Below are 21,790 nucleotides of genomic sequence, written 5' to 3'. Positions count from 1 at the left end.
TGAAAAGAATTTTTTTTGTCACTTCGATCGTGTTGCTTTTTTCTAGCCTCAAGTGAAAATACCGAATTTGTGGAAATTTAACATGCACTATTGTCACTTAATTCTCTAATTATGCCTCGAATTATAACAAAATGGTTTTTCCGAATTTTTATTATTTCAGTCCTTACAAGTAGTAATTCCTCAATCTATGGGCAGAATAATGTTGATATGAAAATCAATTTTAATAATGTGGAAAGCAAAGACTTAATTGTCAATTTTGAAGATGGTAAGTTTACAGAAGGTATTAATTTTAATCATAGTGATTCTTCTATAATTATTAAGCGACCCTATTATACAATTTACGCAAGGGTTCTTATCAACTACAAAGATCAATATCTTTCTTTTTTTGTAGATAGCATTCCATCAACTTTAAATTTATATTATGATGAAAGCAAGGGGAATAGAGCATTATATAGCAAGCATAGCGGAAGTTTAATACCTATTTATGATACAACGACTAATGAGTTTCTTCGGGAGCTTCGACAACGTCAAGACGTCGATTTAAAAAAACTATCTTATGAAATTGAAAAACATGGCTCAGAAATTTCGAAAAGCGATTCATTGAAAAATGAAATTAGCCATTTAGCCAAAACGGTTAATCAAAAATCGTTACTTTCTCTTAAAGAACAACCAGATAATTTCTTCTCATTCTATTATTTTATAGATCAAGTAATTGGAATATCTTCGCTTATAGAATATGACTCCAATTACTACGTGATGTTGCTATCGTATTTTAACGAGACTTTTCCGGAAAAGTATCTATCTTCAAGTGACGGTAGGAGAACTATAGATATATTGCAAAAAAAGATTTCGCCAACTGTATTGAAAATTAACGATGTGATTCCTCTAACCAAATTAATTGATATTAGTGGAAAGGAAATACCACTGAGAAGTTTTAAAGAGAAGTATTTACTCCTTGATTTTTGGGCTAGTTGGTGCGGCCCTTGTTTAAGACAAATTCCTGATATAAAGCGTCTTGAAAATGAGCTTTCAAATAATGAAGTTAAATTAATAGGGATATCTATTGACCGTGATTCAACAGCGTTTATTAATGCCAAAACCAAAAAAGAGATGAATTGGACACACGTTTTTGATAAGAGAAATTTAATTGTTGACAATCTTGGTATCGAATCAATACCAACATTATTATTAATCGATAGAAATGGGAAAATATTATACCGTGATAATGGTTCCGGTAATTTCGTACGGGAAATAAAAGCAATTGTCAATGATTAAACCGCGATCAATTAAACTAAAGAAAAAAATGGACCTAAGTAAAGGATCGCCAAAAATGAAAGAACGAACAGGTGTTTGTTACAGTATCGAATACTTGATTGTGGTATTTGTCTCCGTTTGTAACTACCGAAACATATACAAGAGGTAATTGCCACTTTTGGAATCAGTAGTTGTCCGTATCACGAACTAGGTGAATGCTAAGACCAACGGTGACTGCGTTTGCCAGTTGCGCGCTACTCCTCATAGACTCTTTCGACGGAATAGCCATTTTTTGTCAAGGCGAGTCCTAGCTCAAATGCACGGATCCGCAATGCTTCGATAGTAATAATAATACCATTCTGTAAACGCTTAATTTCCCAGTTCTGAATAGCCTGCATCCTGTCTAAGCATCGTTCCAATTGTTGGATTCTTTCCTCATTTGTTATAAGAGATTCGAATAGAAATCGTTCCATTATCGGCGGGTTTTAAGATTTTAAAATTAATGTACTCGGTAGTCCATTGATCCAATTTTCATGTTCATCTAGAAGCCTTTTCCAGCTATATTGGCTAATTAACATGATATCAAATATGGCAAACTCGACTTGATTATTAACGTCTGTATGGAGAATTTCAGCCCGGTTGGGTGCGGACTGCTCCAGTACACGAATAGCTTCTTTTATTTCTATATGTTCATTAATCGTGGAATCCATATCCAGAAACGTGATCCGTACGTTACCGTTTTGCATGAGCTTATGTACATAAAAGAATAGAAAATTATCACTAACAGTACCTATCGGCACAACTACGTTCTCGATGGTAGCAGGCATCCTATGATCGACCAAAATTCCCCACGGAATGTCAATTGACTTCAATAAGCTATACGTCCTCGCATCCATCCAGCTGTGAGAAAGTTTTTTTTCTCGTCCGGTTAAGGTACTATATAGGTTTTCAGGGTTAATTACTTTCGTTGTAAATCCAAGGATCTTCCCCAACATAGATCCTTCATAAATGGATTGCCCCATTCCTGTTAAGAGGAGATCATAATCACCCTCGTTCGCCTTCACAGCAATCTCCTGTTCGATGTCATCGGTGCCTTGAAAAACCGCTTTATACGGTTGATCCAATCTTTTGCTTTCGTTATTTAGCGGTGCAAAACTCTCCTGTTCGAATTCAATAGAGTTATAGGGATTTAGTTCGTTTCCAATCGATAGATGTAGAGCTGTGACAGATGAGTTATCACGAGATTTGCGTGTGAACATATGAGCTAAACGAAGAAGTAGCTTTCCGGTCTCTGGATTTCCGAAAGATATTAAAATGTTATATTTGTTTTTTCGAGAAAGAGCGAATCTCTTCTCTTCGTCTTCCTCGGGAAGAAACTTATTTATGATATCCAGTGCCGGCCCCGTCATAAAAGTTGTCACTAGCGCCATTAACACCAAAATAGCGAACATTTCAGCGGTTAAAACACCTAAATCATATCCTATATTTAAAGCAACTAGCTCCATCAGTCCGCGGGTGTTCATAAGCGCGCCAATGCTTAACGAGCTATGCCAATTTTGCCCTACTACTCGTGCGGCAATCGTACTTCCAACGAATTTACCGACAACGGCAATGGTGACTACCCAAAATAAAGTTTGCCAATGTTCCGGATCGTTAAGAAGCCCTATTTGTGTTCTAAGTCCTGTAAAAACGAAAAACAAGGGTAGTAGTAATACCTGAGAAACATCTTCGACTTTTTCGATGAATATACTCCTAAAACTTGTATTGGATGGCATAATGACACCAGCCATAAATGCTCCGAACAAGGCATGAATTCCAATAATTTCAGTAGTCCAGGAGGAGATTAGGAGTGTAAGAAAAAAGATGCCTACAATAGATTTACCCAGACGCTCTTTGTTGGAATGTAGATCACCAACGCGTTGTAGAAACGGTTTGACGAATCGAAGCATTAAAAATACATAAGCCCCAGCAAATAGGATTGTGTATATAGCGCTAGTGACAGAACCCGCTTTTACTACCGCAATAACTGCTGCTAATAAACACCAAGCCGTAATATCGTCTGCCGCTGCACAGGTGATTGCAATTGATCCGAGCCGCGTTTTGGTCATACCTCGTTCTTGGACAATACGAGCCAACACTGGGAATGCTGTTATACTCATGGATATACCAATGAACAGCGCGTATGATAAAAAGGAGATACCCTGGGGAGCAGTAGATTGGTATATCATATATGACAACACCAAACCTAGCAAGAAAGGAAATATTATACTGGCGTGACTGATCACAACTGCATCGTGGGCCTTTTTCTTGAGTATATTGAGATCTAGCTCCATCCCCACCACGAACATAAATAGTATTAAACCGATTTGACTTAATACACCCAAGTTACCTAATGACTCTACTGGAAATAGAAATGCAGAAACCTCTGGTAAATACATCCCTAAAAGAGACGGTCCCAAGGCAATTCCGGCTACTGTTTCGCCGATTACGGAGGGTTGTCCAATCTTACGAAACAACATTCCTACAAAGCGAGCAGCCAGAATAATAGCGATAATCTGTAATAGCAGGATTCCAAAAGGATAAGCTAAATTTTGGCTTATCTGTTCTAGGAAATGTGTCCATGAAGATACATTCGACGCGCTGCGAGTGGATGTTACATTTGTTTCCAGTAACACTCCGTTATGGATAATCCCGTATCCAATTGCGATACCGACTATTATAACAAGTACATAGAATAAAGTCGCTTTGTGTTTTTGCATAGTATTTTGTTGATCCGAAGATCAATTATACTATGTATCTATATTTTAATCAAATTTGCTCGATCAAATTGTACTGAAAGCCTTAAAAATTGTACCGATTCGATAGTTGTCCGAGAAACGCGGTTTTGTAAGCAGCAGATAGAGGAAGTCGCGTACCATTGTTGCCTTCCTGATATTTACAGGTTATCGTTTGGGCGGTATAGGAACTTACTTGAGCTAGAGAAATAAGCATTTTCCTGTTTATTTGTGAAAATTCGCCATTTGGCAGTATGGAGAGTAACTCTTCAAGACTTATATTTTTCGCCAGTATCACTTGACCGCCGATTAAGTGTATATTTTTATCCCTACGATCGTGCTCCGCGACCTCAATATAAACGATCTTAGCGGTGTGTATACGTGATTTTCCCACCGCGCTATTCAGTTCGATCTCCAATGTTTTGCCATCCGATTGTTTGTCTAACCAGAATCGCGCTTTCTCCATAGCGCTCTTTAAACGTTCCAATTGATAGGGTTTCCGTAAATAGTCGACGGCATTTAGGTCAAATGCATCGGCCGCAAATTCTTTAAAAGCGGTAGAGAATATAATTGCCTTCCCGGAAAGATGACTTGCTAACTCAAGTCCATTCATACCGGGCATATGAATATCCAGCAAACAGGTGTTAAAATCTAAATGTTCGATCTCACTTAAACATTTTTGCGCGTTATTGAATGATTTTACAATTTCTACCTCTGGTAAATCACGGACGAGCGTTTGCAAGTATCGGATAGCAGGGAGTTCATCATCAACGATTATGCATCTGATCATATGGGGTGAGTTGTAATTCTAGTTTAATACTATATATACTATCTTTTTGTTCGATATCTAGCTTATAATTGTCGCCATAGATGTTTTCCAGTCGGGCAAGGAATGTTTTATTTCCAACTCCACCATTAGACGATTTGATAGGGGAAAGCTCTGATATTTTATTAGTTACGATTAAAACAAAAGTATCGTCTTTGACTTCATAGACAACTGATATAAAACTATCATCCTGCTGAAGATCTGCATGTTTAAATGCATTTTCGATAGGATTTATTGATATAAATCTAGGAATAAGTAGTTCTTCAGCTTCTTGCGGGATACGTACACGGACGTGAAGATCAAATAACGGACTGACTTTAAGCCGATTGATCTCAATTAAATTTTGAGCAAAAGCAATTTCATCTTTCAGTTTGACCCACTTAAGGTCGGATTCGTATAAAATAAAATCAAGCACATTTGATAATTTGTCTAATGCATAATAACTCTGATATGCATGGGATTGGATGGTATTCAGCGCGTTTTTAAGCAGGTGTGGGTCGAGCTTATAACGTACGACGTCTTCCTCAGACATCGGATTCGTTTTAAACTCACGTTTGGCTAATATTAAGTTCTTATTTTGTCGCTGCAACAAGCGTAGACGCGAGTACATCCAAAAAAGCAAAATTAGTAAACCTAGAAGTGCGAACCCGATAATCCAGTATATTAGATACGGCATATTTAAAATATTTGTCTGCTGCTAATATAGGAAGAAATACAAGGATGATGCAGCTATTTCGAGCGATAATCCGTACCAACCTACAGTAGTAACATATTCTCGAACTACATTTATTCCGTAGATGTAGCATCATCTAAAGCATCCTCTGTACCGCTGTTAACGGCTTTAGTTTAATAAAAATTAAATATTGTAATCTATTCTTTTTTAGGTATTTTAAATACGTGATTATTAATTGTAAGGGGAATATCTCAAAATATTTATATACAGTATTTTAATATCTAACATATTTACTAAAACGTTAGATTATTTTTCGCGAGTGTATAAATCGTATTAGGTATATTTTAACCTCGAAATGAAAGTAAACATCGCAATACTTTTGGCACGGTAATCACTATTCGCGGATGCTTTCCACTGTGTAGGTGAAACTGTCCGCCTTATAATAGCCTAGGTTATATTCAATAGGACGGTCGGCTCTGTCGTAGACAAATCTTTTACGAAATAGTATCGGGCTATTGCTGTCAACTTCCAATTTATCTGCTAAAAACTTATCTGCAGAACGTGCCCCGATCTCTTCCATCGATTTATAAGCGACGACTGAATGAGTCTGTTCAAGCATCTCATATAACGGTAACTTAAAGTCTTCCTCACCGTTCAAGTTCGTCCTTGGATGGAAATAAGAGACAAAATATACAAAAGGGCCATCTAATGTGCCTCTTAGGCGCACGAGCTTAAGTATTTTTTTGTCTTTTTTAATATCGAAGAAGTTTGCTACTTCATCTTCAGGTGTCACCCAGCTTACATGAAGTTCAAAGTTTCTAATAGGAATCCCTCTGGCTGCCATCTCTTGGGAGAAGCTTAGCCAGTTTTTGGATTTTGAGCTCAATGAGCGATTCCCATTTACCCAAGTCCCCACACCTTTCTTTCTGATGAGTAATCCTTCGTAAACCAGTTTATTTATCGCTTGCCGAAGGGTTGTTCTTGATATAGCTAATCGCCTAGCTAAATCAATCTCATTAGGTAACATTTTTCCATTACTAAACTCAGATGAATCTACCATTTTTCGAAGTAACTGCTCAACTTGAACATGCAGGGAAACAGTGCTTGAATGATCTATACTTACCTTCATTTACATCTTAGAATAAGCGGCAAAAATAGTATAAAATTTCTAATAAGTTAATATGTATGTACATATTATTGCAAATTATAAATAAAATCGTCGATAAAATTTGCTACTGTATTTTATTTACTTAATATTGTAGTTGCTAAAACCTATTAATAAGCTCATATTCAATTATGGTGTGCTCTGTTAATACCGCAAGCAAAATTGCTTTCCAAATCTATATGTACATACATTATAACAAATAATAAATGAATATTAACGAAATCCGAAGAAAGACAAATCAGGAGATTATGCCACAAATCCTTAAAACGGAGGAAACAGCAGACATGCGTTACAATTTATATCCTTTCCATTCTTTAACGCCAGGGAAAATATTAAGTGGATACGACACTTTAGCAGATTGGATTGCTAAACATCCAGTTGTTAAAATAGACGGATATGTGGGGGTTGATTGGCAGCAGATGAAGGTATCGCTTCAGGAGGTGTTTATTAGAAATGGTATACGGGTAAACTGGATTGAGATGCCGGCGTTTTTTAAACCAGAACAGGTAATAAATGAGCTTGTGGCCCCTTATCTAGGTGCAGCGGACTCCGTGTGGGGAACGAACACGGGTTTATCCCTTGACGATTTTTTTCTCGTTGATAAGTTCAGCGAGATAACTATAAATTCAGACTTTCAAATCAACATCATAATCGGTGTGGGAGCTAACCTTGTTCCCATCGAAGCGGCGCTTGTTTATTTAGACCTTCCCAAAAGCGAGTTGCTTTATAGAATGCGTGCTAATTCCATTACGAATTTAGCGACTTCTCAAACTAGTGACAATATGACTATGTATAAGCGGCTCTATTTTGTCGACTGGGTCGTGTTGAATAAACATAAACAGGAGCTTTTAAACAAAATAAACATTTTTGTCGATGCGCAGTGGGAAGACAATGTATCATGGGCCTTGGCAGAAGACCTTTTTGCTAGCATGAAGAAAATGTCTCGTACCGTGTTTCGCCCAAGACCGTGGTTTGACCCAGGTATTTGGGGGGGGCAATGGATGAAAGAGCGCTTTGCACCATTAGGTGCAGGAGAGGAGAATCTCGCTTGGTCGTTTGAAATCATCGCTCCAGAAAACGGTCTTGTGTTCGAAAGCGAAGGTGTGCTTTTAGAGTTAAGTTTCGATACCTTGATGTACAGGGAAAATGAATCTGTGCTTGGCATACATGCTAAGCAATTTGGAAGCTATTTTCCGATTCGATTTGATTTTCTAGATACCTTTGACGGAGGAAACCTTTCGATTCAGTGTCACCCCACAGTCCCTTATATCCAGCAAAATTTTGGCGAGACATATACGCAAGATGAAACGTATTATATTTTGGACTGTAAACAGGGAGCTGAGGTATATCTCGGTTTTCAGGATGATATAAATCCCGATCAGTTTCGTAGCGCACTAGAAGACAGTGTGAAAAATGATAGTCCGCTGCAGGTCGACAAGTATGTCCAGCGCTTTCCTTCTGTTAAACACGAGCTCTTCTTAATTCCAAACGGTACGGTCCATAGTTCAGGAAAGAACAATCTGGTGCTCGAGATCAGCGCCACACCCTACATATTTACTTTTAAGATGTATGATTGGCTTCAGAAAGATGCTCAAGGGAAACCTCGACCGATTAACATCGAGCATGCTTTCAACAACTTGGATTTTCAGCGCAAAGGCGCACGCGTTGCTCGCGAGTTCATCTCTGCACCTCAGATAGTAGAACAGGGGCAAGGCTGGAACGTTGTTCATCTACCAACACATAAGATTCATTACTACGATGTCCATCGGCTTGAATTCACATCCGAAATCGAAGTTCAAACGGAAGGTGTATGTCATATTCTCATGCTTGTGGAGGGGACATCGATTCAGGTAATAACGGCAGACGGATCGACAGCACAATTTAACTATGCTGAAACGTTCATCATTCCAGCGGCAGCGGAAGGCTACCGGTTGATTAATCAAACAAATCAACCTGCGAAAGTTATTAAAGCTTTTTTGAAAGCAGACGCTCAAGATTCGAGTTTCAGTAGTACATATATGAATAATCAGGGAGGAGATGGAAAAGACTAATCGATTTCTAGCGCTTATCTGCGCAGTTGCGTCCATAGGCGGCTTTCTCTTCGGATTTGACATGGCAGTGATTTCCGGTGTGCTACCACTTATGCAAGCACAATTTTCACTGTCGCCAGGACAGGAGGGCTGGCTTGTTTCTTCGGCGCTTGTTGGTTGTATTATCGGTGTGGCGATTTCAGGAGCCCTGAGCGATAAACTCGGCCGCCGAAAGCTACTTTTCGCTGCGGCAATATTGTTTTGGGGATCAGCGCTCGGCTGCGGATTGCTCGATACCTTTTCCAGTATTATTGGTGCAAGAATTGTTGCCGGATTAGGGGTAGGTATCGCCTCGAACATCGTACCTCTTTATATTTCCGAGATGGCCCCTGCAGAAAGGCGAGGCCGGTACGTCACCTATTATCAACTTGCCATCACTATTGGAATATTAGCCGCCTACATAAGTAATTATGGGCTGTTAAGCCACGACGGTTCTGGCGCTTTAGGATGGGGAGAAACTTGGGCGCTTCTTTTTGTAGAACAAAAGTGGCGAGCCATGTTTCTGGTGGGTTTACTTCCAGCGACCCTGTTTATTTTAGGTCTCTTTTTTGTACCTGAAAGTTCACGTTGGGTAGCCCAGCAAAAAGAGGCTGCTGAGCAGAATGACCAATCCGCTAGCAAACATGTCAGCCAGACTACCGCCAAAGGAAGTTATAATATGCTTTTTTCAAAAGCCATGCGCCGTCCATTGTTACTTGGTATCCTACTTCCATTGTTTTCACAGTTTTGTGGGATTAACGCAATCATCTATTATGGACCGACGATCTTAAAAGATGCCGGTATAAGTATGGATAACTCCTACCAAAGCCAGATATTATTTGGAGCAGCAAATATGCTTTTTACATTTATCGCCATTTGGAAAGTAGACCAACTTGGACGCAGACCGTTATACCTAATAGGGTCGTTTTGTGCCTCGTTAAGCCTTATCCTCACAGGTGTTTTCTTTTATCTGGACAACGTACCCGGGCTTTGGATTTTGTTGACTGTTACTCTATTTCTAGCCAGCTTCGCGTTTTCTATCGGCCCTTTGAAATTTGTTGTAGCCTCTGAGATATTTCCTACTGCTATTCGAGGCAGAGCGCTTGGCATAAGTATCATGGTAATGTGGGTCGCGGACGCAATCATCGGACAGCTGACCGCAGTCATGATTCGCGACCTTGGAATTGCCTACACCTTTTGGTTGTTCGGACTGTTCTGTGTCGTTGTATTTATCTCGGTGTTTAAACTCTTGCCCGAGACCAAAGGAAAAACTTTAGAAGAAATCGAAAATTTTTGGAAGAAGACGAAAAACTAACCAATTATGATAAACTTAGATAAATTGATAAAAGTATTTTTTTGCTTCATCGCACTATTTACTATAACAGCCCACCCGGCTTATGCACAGCAATCTGTTATTTGGACGATCGGTGAAGCGGACAACAAGGCTGCAGACATGGCCTTATATCCGGACGCATTTGAAGATTTTCTAGCCCATGATTTTGGTTACGAAGATCGGTATTTCATGATTGGCAGTTCGCAATCTGCAACCGATTTTCCTTTTGTTTTACCTGGACCGGACAATGCTTGGGGAGGAACCGGACGGACCGCCGGAATACGTTCCCATTTTATAAGTCTCGGGTTTGAGATAGCGGAATCACAGAAGTCAGGCAATTTTGTGAAGGGTAATTCCGAGCGCACCAAAAAGGGAGAGTGGCATCTAAACGTGGACCTTTTGGGGATCGATGCTGAGCATGGTTCTGTATTAAAACTTCTTGTGAATGGCAAACCATTTCTATTTCCATTATCGGGAATCAAAAATATACCTGCAGCGGGCAAGCAAAATAAACCTAAAGAAGGAAACCAAACCTCTCCAGCACCAGTAGGACCGTTTTCCACTAAGGACGAACAGATATTAGATATTGCGTTGCCCAGCGGACTAATCAAGTCTGGATACAATGAGATTGTAATCACTTCCTTAGATGGCGGCTGGGTGGCTTTTGATCAGCTAAAGTTGACTGGACCTAGTTCAGCGTCACTTAAACCAAAAGCAGACGCCATTTTTAGAAATGTTCGTCCAGCAACGTTTCAAACGGAAGACAAAATGCAGCCCCTATTAATAGATATTATTGAAGCTAAATCCCAAACACAGCTAGCTGTTATTTTGGATGGCAAAGAAATATATAAAACTCGGTTGGATAGCGGCAGGTCAATATTAGAGGCACCTATGCCTGCGGTTACACGCGAGCAAACGAGCACTTATGAACTGGTTATCAACGGCAAAAAACAGGCTGAAGGAAACGTTATTCGGAGGCCACAAGATGTTGCGAGGCCTGCCGATTATGTAAATACGATGATGGGTGCCGCGCACTCACGATGGATGATTGCACCGGGGCCGTGGATGCCATTTAGCATGGTGAAGCTAAGTCCGGATAACCAAAATAGCGGATGGCAGGCAGGTTATGATCCTACGTTTGAGTCCATCGGTACCTTTAGCCATATACATGAGTGGACTATGGCCGGACTGGGCACCTTTCCCGTTAACGGTCAATTGACAACCTTTGTTGGTGATCAAAGTGGTACACAGGGCGGATATCGATCAAAAATAGACAAATCGACCGAAGAAGCACCACTCGGTTATTATAAAGCCGACCTGACCGACTACAATATAAAAGCAGAACTTACGTCACTAACCCGAAGTAGTATTCAGCGCTACACGTACAATACCGGAGATACCGGACGAGTGATGATCGATCTGAAAATTCCTGCAGAATATAGCTATGATCTACATAAAGTAAATATTAAAAAGGTGTCTGACAAACGTATAGAGGGAACGAGCGAACAGTTATCCAAGCATGTCTGGTCGGGGGATGTAAACCAAGATTATACCATATACTTTGTTATAGAGTTTGATCAACCCATTGCTCGCTACGGCTCCTGGCTAAATGACAAAGTGAGTAAAGGCAAAGATCTTTACGCAGACAGTGCAAATATGGCTGGGTTGTTTGCGGAGTTTGACCTTAGCAAAAACAGGACGGTACAGCTACGTACCGGAATATCCTTTGTCAGCCTAGAGAATGCAGCGGAGAACTTACAACAAGAGATCTCAGACCCATACGGCTGGTCTTTTGACGCTGTTGTATTAAAAAATAAAGAAACTTGGAACGAACTACTTAGTCGAGTTGAAATTTCGAGCGACAACTGGCTACAAAAGCAGAAATTTTATACCAACATGTACAGGACACTCGCGAGCCGAAATACCTTTAGCGACGTGGATGGCAGCTGGCGCTCGGCGGATGAAACTGTTCAGCGGTTTGCCGATAAGCAGGACGTGGCCTTAGGCTGCGATGCCTTTTGGAATACCTTCTGGAATTTGAATCAGTTTTGGAACCTAGTGACCCCGGAATGGTCCAGCAAGTGGGTACGATCTCAACTAGCAATGTACGATGTTGATGGGTGGCTTGCTAAAGGACCAGCTGGAATGGAGTATGTGCCTGTCATGGTTGCTGAGCACGAAATACCGCTCATCGTAGGAGCTTACCAGATGGGGATTAGAGACTATGATGTCGAGAAAGCGTTTCAGGCTGTAAAAAAAATGCAAACGACCAAGGCAACTTCCGTATCCGGAGGGTTCGCGGGTAACCGCGATCTTGAAACCTATCTTACTCATAAATATGTACCGTATGACCAAGGGCGTTTCTCGAATTCTCTAGAGTACAGTTTCGATGACTGGACCGTCGGACAACTGGCAAAAGCATTGGGAAAGACGGATGACTATCGTGTGTTTAATGAGCGTGGACAGTGGTGGAAAAATGCGATAGATCCAGAGACAGGGTATGCCAGGTTACGTGATTCTAAAGGAGAATGGATATCCGATTTTGATCCTTTTAAATCCGGCGCCAATAAACATTACGTCGAGGGAAACGCTTGGCAGCTTACCTTTTTCGTTCCCCAAGATGTCCCTGAACTAGCCAAAGTTATTGGTCAGGATAAATTCATTGAACGACTAGAGTGGGGGTTTCAGGAAAGTGAAAAATGGCGGTATAACGGTCCTAATGATCAGTATTGGGACTACCCAGTGGTGCAGGGTAATCAACAATCGATGCATTTCGCATATCTTTTTAATTGGGTTGGAAAACCTTGGCTGACGCAGAAATGGAGCCGCTCAATTGGGGAGCGTTATTATGGTTCAGGTGTTTCGAACGCATACCTTGGAGATGAAGATCAAGGACAAATGAGCGCTTGGTATTTAATGAATGCGATTGGCCTATTTCAAACGGATGGTGGGACCAGCGTGAATCCGTATTACGAAATCGGAAGTCCACTCTTTGAGGAGGTGACGATAAAGCTTGATGGTCGTTACAATCGTGGCGAGTCTTTTACTATTCAAGCGAAAAATACAAGTCAGACGAATGTATATGTACAAAGTGCACTGCTTAATGGGAAACCACTCACCGATTTCAAGTTTCCTGCATCAGAAGCATTAAAAGGAGGGACCTTGGTGCTAGAAATGGGACCTGAACCGAATAAATTTTGGGGAAAAGCAGACCTAAAATCGCAAATACGGTCCGATACCCGTTTACAAACTGTAAAGGAAAAAGCTAAAAAGCTCGTCGAAAGCGGTTTTACAGCAGGTGATGGATACGCGGAGGTCTGGATAAGAGATTACAATACTTTTATTGGTCTGGCTAGTGCCCTCCATGATCAGGAGCAGACCAAAGAAAACTTACGCGTGTTTTTCAGGCTACAGGGTAAAGACGGAAACATTGTGGACGGTTTCATACCAAAAGAAAAAGCGCAAAAATCAAAAGGAAGCTATGAATATATCTATTCCGATTTAGAACCCAATTATGCTGGACATAAAAACACTGTAGAAACGGATCAAGAATCGTCGTTGATTCAAGCTGTCCACAAGTACATTCAAGTGACCGGCGATCAGGAGTTTCTGAACGAATCGATTGCAGGTGTAACTGTAAAGAAGCGGTTAGCAAAAGCATTAGATTTTCTGTTGAAACACCGCTTTAACAAAAAGTATGGACTGTTATGGGGCGCTACTACGGCTGATTGGGGAGATGTGCAGCCCGAGCATCCTTGGGGTGTAGTGCTGGATGAGAACTCCCATCTTGCCATCGATATTTATGACAATGCGATGTTCTTGGTCGCCTTGGATAACTATTTAACCATGAAGCCTGAAAACCTCGGTAAATGGCAAAAAATAAGAACCGATATAGCCCGCAATACAATGAAGCATCTTTGGGATGAATCCAAGGAGAAATTTAAACCTCACATTTATTTAGATAAATCACCTTTTGACAAAACATTTAACGAGGATGAGATCTTTTACCATGGAGGTACCGCCATTGCGATGGAAGCGGACCTGCTTTCCAAGGAACAAGCTAGGGTGTCGTTCGATAAAATGATCGAGAACGTTCAAAAATCGGGAGCTCCCTCTGTAGGCTTAACATTATATCCGACTTATCCTGAAGGGAGCTTTCAGAATAAAGGCATGCGGCCTTATGACTATCAAAATGGTGGAGACTGGACATGGTTCGGTGGCCGAATTATAAAGCAGATGATAAGAATGGGCTTTTATCAAGACGCCTACGAACAGCTCCTCCCAATGTTGGATCGAGTTATAGCGAACGATGGTTTCTATGAATATTATAGCCTTGACAATAAACCTAGTGGCTCGGGCTCGTTCCGAGGATCAGCCGGTGTGCTGTATGATGCTATTCTAATGTTGCAAGAGTACGCCGCCGATTAAAGACCAACAAACTAACAATAAACTCAAATAAACAAAAAGTTATGATCACATTAAAAAAAGCAAATCGAATGAAAAGAAAGATAGGCGTAGCTCTATTTTCTTTGCTAGCAGTTTGTCCCCACAGCGAGGCATTCTCGCGTGATCCGGTAAGCAAGCTAACGGTAAATCCGGTACAACAAACCGTTTCTGGTCTCGTTAAAGATGCTGGGACAGGTGCACCGATACCGGGGGTCACAATTACGATCAAGGGGGCAGGGACCAGTAGTCAAACTGACGCGAATGGTCGCTATTCCCTTCCAGCGGAAGTTGGACAGGTTTTAGTCGCTTCATCTGTTGGTTATGAACCGTTGGAGCAGACGGTTGCGGGAACAACGTTAGACTTTAGCCTAAAGCAAGACGCCGAATCGCTTGAAGAAGTCGTGGTGGTGGGTTACGGTACCATGCGTAAGTCAGATGTCACCGGTTCTATCTCTATGGTAAAAGGCGAAGAAATGATTAAATCTCAGAACTTCAGCCCCTTAGACAACCTCCGCGGTAAAGCGGCAGGTGTGAATATCTTTTCAAACTCTAGCCAGCCAGGAGCCTATGCCAACCGCGTAGTCATACGGGGAACGGCGACCGTCAATTCATCCTCTAATCCACTGTATGTTGTGGACGGCGTGGTCATGGAAGATTTCCATTTGTTAAATCCGAATGATATTGAACGTATCGAGGTTTTGAAGGATGCCTCATCAGCCGCTATTTATGGAGCGCGCGGTGCCAATGGCGTTGTTTTAGTAACAACCAAACGAGGATCGAAAGATGGTCGTAAAACCATCAGTTATCAGGCTTCGGCAAGCGTGAGCTCTCCACAACGGTTTATGGATGTACTTGACGCGAATGAATGGGTTGAGGCATTTATGATTGGTCTGGAAAATGAGAACAAATGGCATGGTAAATCATGGTCGCTGGAAAAAAAGGATTGGTTTAATGACGCTAACTATTTCGACAGCAATGGAGACCCCCTCTACGATACGGACTGGCAGAGTGAGGCGACTAGGACGTCACTGTCGCACAATCATCAACTTAACATCCAACAAGGAGATGAAACCTCTTCGATCGGTGCATTTCTTAACTATACCGACCAACAAGGTATCGTTAATAATACCAACAACAAGCGTATTAATGGGAAGATTGCTTATGATGTTACGCCAAAAGAATGGTTGACTACGAGTATTAACTTGACAGCCAACCACACCTGGGGTCAGTATACCCCAGAAGACGGTGGTGGCCAAGACGCTCGTCGTACCATGATCGAGATGATTCCCTGGTATCCGGTCTATGATCCCGCGGGCAATTACACTTCATCCGCATCATCCACCGTTTCGAAAACGCTTGCATTCGAGGGAATGTCCAATCCTGTAGCTATATTAGATAAACAAAAAAGGATGCGCTACAACACCCAGATATTTGGTAATGCTGCATTAACATTTCACATTGCCGACGGGCTTGATCTAAAAACCCAATTTGGTATTGATAACCATAAAAAAGCCTACAAAGGATATTCATCGATAATGCTTAATAACATTTCGATGCCAAATGGATGGGCAGCGATAGAAAATTCAGATATCCTTTATTGGCAAGAAGAAACCTACCTAAACTACAACAAGGAATTCGACAAACACCGGATCAATGCGATGGCCGGTTTATCCTGGCAGGAACGTACCTATAGCGTAAATGGTTCCCGGACCGAGGGTTTTACTAATGATTTCTTCGAATGGAATAATATGGCAGTGGGTAGTACCCCAGACTCGCCAACATCGGCGTGGGACAGATGGGCGATGAACTCGTATTTCCTCCGTGGCGCGTACACGTATAATGACAGGTATTCAGCAACGGTTACCGGCCGTTATGATGGTTCATCTAAGTTTGGAGACAATAACAGATATGCCTTTTTCCCATCTATTGGATTAGCATGGAATGTTTCGAACGAAGATTTTCTAGCTGACCATCCGTGGATCAGCAACCTGAAACTACATACCAGTTACGGGTTGACCGGTAATTCGGAAATCATACCCTATAGCGCTCTTGCAAACGTTACTTCCGGAACGATCTTAATGGACGGTTCGCGTATGCCTTATTCTTACATTAGCACGGTAGCAAATCCGGACCTAAAATGGGAGAAAACTGCTACTTATGATGGTGGCGTTGAGTTGGGGGTATTTAACAACCGTTTAAACTTTGATGTTTCGTATTACAGCAGGAAGACAACGGATCTATTGTTAGAGGCACCATTACCGAACACTACTGGATTCTCGTCTGTTATGCGGAATATCGGATCGGTGCAAAACCGAGGAGTGGATATCATGGTTACAGCAACACCGATCCAACGCGAGTATTTCACTTGGAACACCTCTTTAAACATGAACTACAACAAAAATGAAGTTCTAGAACTGGGAGTCAATAACGAAGACATCTTGCTCAATAGCTGGGTAGGAGGTCCGAACAGTATAATCCGGGTTGGCGAGAATTTGAATAGCTTCTACGGTTACCGGCGTGATGGCGTATACACAATTGAAGATTACGAAAATGGCGATATCGAGCAAAACCAAATAGGTAGACCGAAGCGTTCAGCAACACAGGAGGTATTAGGTAAAGGTACACCAGATTGGTCGGGTAGCTTTATTAATAATTTTAGCTATAAATCTTTTGACCTCATGGTGGACCTCCAATTTGTGTACGGCGTAGAAACCATGCAACAATTTTATCATTCTACCTATGACCGTTTTGGGATAACCAATGGATTAAAGGAAATATTGACCGACGCGTATAACGGTTCAAACCCAAATACCAATCAACAGGCCATTGTTTTGACAAATGGAGGCCATGCTGGTCAGGATACGAATGTCGACTCTTCTTGGATTGTTGATGGTTCATATTTGAGGGTAAATGTCCTTCAACTAGGGTATACTTTCAATAGAGATCTCCTTAGTCGCATGGGACTTTCGGGCCTACGCATCTATGCGAGTGCAAACAACCCTTGGCTAATAACTTCTAAGGATTTCAAAGGATATGACCCGGAAGCAACGTCACAGGGTGATAGCAATAAATTCGGACAGAATATGGTGTTTTTCTCTTATCCTAGAGCGAAGACATTCACATTCGGTTTAAATCTTACACTATAAATGAAAGAGGAGACATTATTATGAAAACTAAAAATATAGCAATAGCACTATTGTCACTCACGTTATTTGCTGGCACGGGCTGCGAAGGCTTTTTGGAGGAAGATCCAAGATCTACTGTAACGGAAGGTTTTTATTATGAAAATGCAGCACAAGCAGAAGAAAATATTATATCAATGTACCGGCTTGGTGCGCCTGTTCGGTACGGGAATGCCCCATCGGCGTACATAGGACCTACAGCATCGATCAATACATTCCTAACAGGGTACTTCTCGAATAACTACGAAGGGCAGGAGCTAGTCTGTTTGTATGCCAGACAGCTAACTCGCCAGCAAAATTCGCGCATTGTATCCAACACGATGAATTCGATTTGGAACGATTCCTATAGGGCTATCAACATTGCAAACGGGGCAATAAAACATATCCCTGAAATTGCCATGGACGAAAACCAGAAGAAACTTTTGATTGCCGAAGCGAAATTCTTTCGCGCATTTAACTATTTCTATTTGGTAAAAACCTTCGGTGACGTACCATTGACCACAGAACCATATGATCTCGCACAAAATCCGTTCATCCCCCGCGTGGCCAGTGCAGATGTTTACGCTCTTATTGAAGCAGACTTAACGGAAGCAGTCGATGTATTACCGGCGGCGACTTTTGTCAGCGCTGGGTACAGAATTACCAAATATGTCGCGGCAATGACGCTGTCAAACGTCTACCTGCAGCAAGACAAGTTCGCCGAGGCAGCAACAAGCATAAGAATCGTTACAAACTCTCCGCATAATTTAACGCCTAACAGTAATCTGGAACTCGGTAGCGCGTATAATAAGCTCCGTACGGACGATAGATTGGCGGAAGTCATCTATTCATACGAATTCGATGAAGCAATTAGTAACAGTGCGTGGTGGCCGACCTATGCTTTCAGTTCGTCAGCCACATCGGTATTTGATAAATATGCGATTTTTGAGCGGATATATGGTCCATCAAACCGTTTTTTAAATGTGTATAACACAGACGACTTGCGTATTCAGCCAAATCAGTTTTTTCATTGGGAATACACCAATCCTGAAAGTGGTGAAAGCTGGTCTTCGGATGCAGCCGGCGTTTGGTATTTCTATGATGAACGAGCGGTTTTAGAAACTGGACAAGGGACTAAAGATTGGAATATCTATCGTTATGCTGAGGCATTATTAATAGCTGCGGAATCCATCGCGAAATCAGAGGGTGTCACCGCAGAAGCAGCCGGCTATCTGGCCGAGATTAAGGCGCGCGCGGACACAAAAGGGAAAACGGTTGCGACGTATCGTAGCGAATTACAAGGATTGTCTGTCGATCAGTTCGTTGAAGAATGTTGGACAGAACGTTTACGTGAACTCCCTTTGGAATTCAAAATGTGGGACGATTGTCTGCGTACAGGGATGTTTCCGGTTATTTCAGAAACAGAAAAAGGAAAGGTGACCTATCAACCGCTTGTTGGTGCTAAAAATGGATCTGGCGCAACGTTTAAGGAATCGGACCTCTTGTGGCCGATTTCGATGGACGAACTTCAGCGGAATCCAGAATTGGAACAGAACGAAGGATATAATTAACCTTGACAAACAGAGCGATAGGATCAGTTCGAGAATTTGGTTCAAAAGGCGAATTGACGCTTTTACGAATCAAAGGATGATTACTGATCGTATCGCTTTTTCTAATTAACAATACACCAGCTATGTTGCTACGAAAGGCTACGAGATTATTTTTTGTAAAATTTTATATATTGACCGTTGTCAGCTTCTAAAAACGCTCCATTGTCATTTATCTGAGAGAGCTGATTATTACCTATTTGCAGTTTCATGTTTGTATTCTTACCTCTAAGATGAATTGCGCTGCCATTTTCAATCACGTTGAGCGTTCCATTATCTTCAAAAGCCTTACCGTCCGGAAGGCGCCGCGTGCTGATTTTGAACGTCTCGTTACTATTTACCTCTATTTTGGTGAAAACGCCCTCGCAGTCTTTACATGGATTAGTTCCTTCGTATACGCCGTAATAGTCTGTTGGATTCACAGAAATATCCGTGGTAGATTCCTCTTGATTAGCCGGGGAACTGACTGATGGCGCTGGCTCCGCGCTTGTTGATTCGCTGTTTTCTACAGGATTTATAGTAGGATCATTTTTTGCATCTTGGTTTTCAGCTAAATCAACGCATCCTCCGGAAGCGAGCAAAATTACAACGAATGATATAAACCTATTTCCAATATTTGTTTTCTTTCTGAGCGATCTCATAATCTTTATTTTTATTCTAATAGATGGAGTCTTCCAGCCCTGCCAATATGTTAAGCACCGTTTCCCAGGAGACGACAGGAACTATCTTTAGCCACCTTGTGTTTTCTACGAACGGAATTCCATGCCGATTTGTTTTAATATCGTAGATTCAATTTTTAAAGGTGCGATCCTTCGGCTGCTAACCGTTGATCCAACTGGTAGAGATCTGATCCTAATTAAACAAATTGCCGAATTTAAAAACGTTATTTTCTTTACTGCGTTCCTTTATTAGTCGATAGGATTTCTCCCGGTATGTCCACGGTCATATCATAGTCGGCAGACTTACCATTGAATTCAAATAGTTTACAAGCAGTATTGACGTGCTGGAACAGATAGATGAAGGACAATCCGGTACGATATATATTTTAAATAGATAAATTCCAATAATATGAGAGCAATGAATTATAGAGGCCCGTTTAGGATAAGGGTTGACGACAAACCTATGCCAGAGATACTGCATCCCCAAGACGCAATTGTTCAGGTTACTCGCGCCTGTATATGTGGCTCAGATCTTCATCTTTATCACGGAATGGTTCCTGACACGAGGGTTGGCAGTACTTTTGGCCATGAATTCATTGGTATTGTAAAAGAGCTAGGAACCCAAGTTGACAATCTCCAAGTTGGAGATAAAGTACTGGTGCCTTTCAATATCGCGTGTGGAAAATGCGTGTTTTGCCGCAGCGGTTTATTTTCGAACTGTCATGAGTCAAATTCCATGGCCACCGCCGTTGGGGGAATTTTCGGCTATTCACATACCGCCGGCGGATTTGATGGGGGGCAAGCCGAATATGTCCGTGTGCCCTATGCTAATGTCGGGCCTACGGTGATTCCGGCTGATATGGATGACGAGGATGCCCTCCTGTTAACCGATGTAGTTCCCACTGGATATCAGGCCGCTGAAATGGCCGGTATAAAGAAAGGCGATACTGTTGTTATATTCGGAGCAGGACCGATCGGTATAATGGCTGCGCGCTGCTCCTGGCTATTTGGCGCTGGTCGGGTTATAGTTATCGATCATTTAGAATACCGACTAGATTTTGTCAAAAAATATGCACCATGCGAGACGTATAACTTCCGATCAATGGAGGATCCAGTTCTTTTCGTCAAACACATAACGGACTGGCTCGGCGCTGATGTATGCATTGACGCCGTGGGATCTGACGCGTGCGGAAACGCTATGCAAACGTTGACAGGAAAAAAATTACTACTTCAGGCTGGTTCGGCGACCGCACTCCATTGGGCGATAAATTCGGTCCGAAAAGGCGGCGTAGTATCAATCGTAGGAGTTTACGGTCCCACGGATAATCTGGTTCCCATTGGGAATGTCGTTAATAAGGGGATTACAATCCGCGCGAATCAGACATCGGTTAAGCGTTTGTTACCAAAACTAATTCAACACGTTCAAGATAAAGTGATAACCCCAAAAGAAATTATTACACACCGATTTGATTTGGAGGATATTTCGGATGCGTACCGCATATTTTCCTCAAAACTTGACCATTGTATCAAACCGGTTCTCATACCAAGCTATTAAGTTTGCAATTTAAGACAAATGTTACTCGTGCATATGACATTGTCTTAACGAACTATCTACAATTCCTATCAATTCTAAACACTAATATGATTTAGATTGTGCACATGAGAAATTATTGTTTAAATAAAGAAGGAATAGTGACTCCATTCCTCCCACAAGTTAAAGGTAGTGTGGGTTTATACGAGTTAATTTTATGAGAGATCTAAAAGAAATGAGTAAACGGATAAAAGGCTGGGGCATAGACGCCGATCCCCTAAATAATCCTACT

The 21,790-nt window shown here is 41.6% G+C and carries 13 protein-coding genes; 7 read left to right on the top strand and 6 right to left on the bottom strand.

Features of this window, described 5'->3' with window-relative positions; translation table 11 throughout:
* The first annotated feature begins 207 nt into the window (after positions 1-207).
* Positions 208-1,275 (top strand): TlpA family protein disulfide reductase, encoded by a 1,068-nt coding sequence (locus HP439_RS05250; RefSeq protein WP_172389293.1) that lies wholly within the window; start codon positions 208-210, stop codon positions 1,273-1,275.
* Positions 1,276-1,508: 233 nt separating this feature from the next.
* Here the strand turns inward: HP439_RS05250 and HP439_RS05245 are convergent, their stop codons facing one another.
* From HP439_RS05245 to HP439_RS05225, 5 genes are all read right to left on the bottom strand, one after another.
* Positions 1,509-1,727: a hypothetical protein gene (locus HP439_RS05245; RefSeq protein WP_172389292.1), complete on the bottom strand. Its 219-nt coding sequence runs from the start codon at positions 1,725-1,727 to the stop codon at positions 1,509-1,511.
* Between the two features lie 12 nt (positions 1,728-1,739).
* On the bottom strand, positions 1,740-4,013 hold the full coding sequence (locus HP439_RS05240) for a cation:proton antiporter (RefSeq protein WP_172389291.1): 2,274 nt from the start codon (positions 4,011-4,013) through the stop codon (positions 1,740-1,742).
* Between the two features lie 82 nt (positions 4,014-4,095).
* The gene (locus tag HP439_RS05235; protein WP_172389290.1) at positions 4,096-4,818 is read right to left on the bottom strand and encodes a LytR/AlgR family response regulator transcription factor; all 723 of its coding nucleotides are present in this window, start codon (positions 4,816-4,818) and stop codon (positions 4,096-4,098) included.
* Complete coding sequence (locus HP439_RS05230) at positions 4,796-5,530, bottom strand: sensor histidine kinase (RefSeq protein WP_216657770.1); 735 nt, start codon at positions 5,528-5,530, stop codon at positions 4,796-4,798. Before HP439_RS05230 ends, HP439_RS05235 begins: the two co-directional genes overlap by 23 nt.
* Positions 5,531-5,921: 391 nt before the next feature.
* Positions 5,922-6,656, bottom strand: a complete 735-nt coding sequence (locus tag HP439_RS05225; protein ID WP_172389289.1) for a GntR family transcriptional regulator — start codon at positions 6,654-6,656, stop codon at positions 5,922-5,924.
* Between the two features lie 242 nt (positions 6,657-6,898).
* Here HP439_RS05225 and HP439_RS05220 point away from each other — a divergent pair, with 242 nt between their 5' ends.
* From HP439_RS05220 to HP439_RS05200, 5 genes are all read left to right on the top strand, one after another.
* A complete protein-coding gene (locus HP439_RS05220) occupies positions 6,899-8,743 on the top strand; it encodes a class I mannose-6-phosphate isomerase (RefSeq protein ID WP_172389288.1) in 1,845 nt (614 codons plus the stop codon).
* The gene (locus HP439_RS05215; protein WP_172389287.1) at positions 8,730-10,076 is read left to right on the top strand and encodes a sugar porter family MFS transporter; all 1,347 of its coding nucleotides are present in this window, start codon (positions 8,730-8,732) and stop codon (positions 10,074-10,076) included. The genes HP439_RS05220 and HP439_RS05215 overlap by 14 nt, the downstream gene beginning before the upstream one ends.
* Before the next feature lie 6 nt (positions 10,077-10,082).
* Positions 10,083-14,522: a GH92 family glycosyl hydrolase gene (locus tag HP439_RS05210; RefSeq protein WP_246229254.1), complete on the top strand. Its 4,440-nt coding sequence runs from the start codon at positions 10,083-10,085 to the stop codon at positions 14,520-14,522.
* Positions 14,523-14,590: 68 nt separating this feature from the next.
* Positions 14,591-17,686: a SusC/RagA family TonB-linked outer membrane protein gene (locus tag HP439_RS05205; protein ID WP_216657769.1), complete on the top strand. Its 3,096-nt coding sequence runs from the start codon at positions 14,591-14,593 to the stop codon at positions 17,684-17,686.
* A gap of 20 nt (positions 17,687-17,706) precedes the next feature.
* Positions 17,707-19,272 carry a RagB/SusD family nutrient uptake outer membrane protein gene (locus tag HP439_RS05200; protein WP_172389285.1) on the top strand — a complete coding sequence of 522 codons (1,566 nt, stop codon included), beginning with the start codon at positions 17,707-17,709 and terminating at the stop codon, positions 19,270-19,272.
* A 146-nt stretch (positions 19,273-19,418) separates the two neighbouring features.
* On the opposite strand, the gene HP439_RS05195 is transcribed toward HP439_RS05200, so the two are convergent.
* Entirely contained in the window at positions 19,419-19,949 is a 531-nt protein-coding gene (locus tag HP439_RS05195; protein WP_172389284.1) for a copper resistance protein NlpE N-terminal domain-containing protein, read from the bottom strand.
* Between the two features lie 427 nt (positions 19,950-20,376).
* Here HP439_RS05195 and HP439_RS05190 point away from each other — a divergent pair, with 427 nt between their 5' ends.
* On the top strand, positions 20,377-21,522 hold the full coding sequence (locus HP439_RS05190) for a zinc-dependent alcohol dehydrogenase (RefSeq protein WP_172389283.1): 1,146 nt from the start codon (positions 20,377-20,379) through the stop codon (positions 21,520-21,522).
* Positions 21,523-21,790: the final 268 nt, after the last annotated feature.

It is taken from the genome of Sphingobacterium shayense (genome assembly GCF_013179575.1).
Classification (GTDB): Bacteria; Bacteroidota; Bacteroidia; order Sphingobacteriales; family Sphingobacteriaceae; genus Sphingobacterium; species Sphingobacterium shayense.
This window is presented reverse-complemented; position numbering and strand designations above follow the sequence as displayed.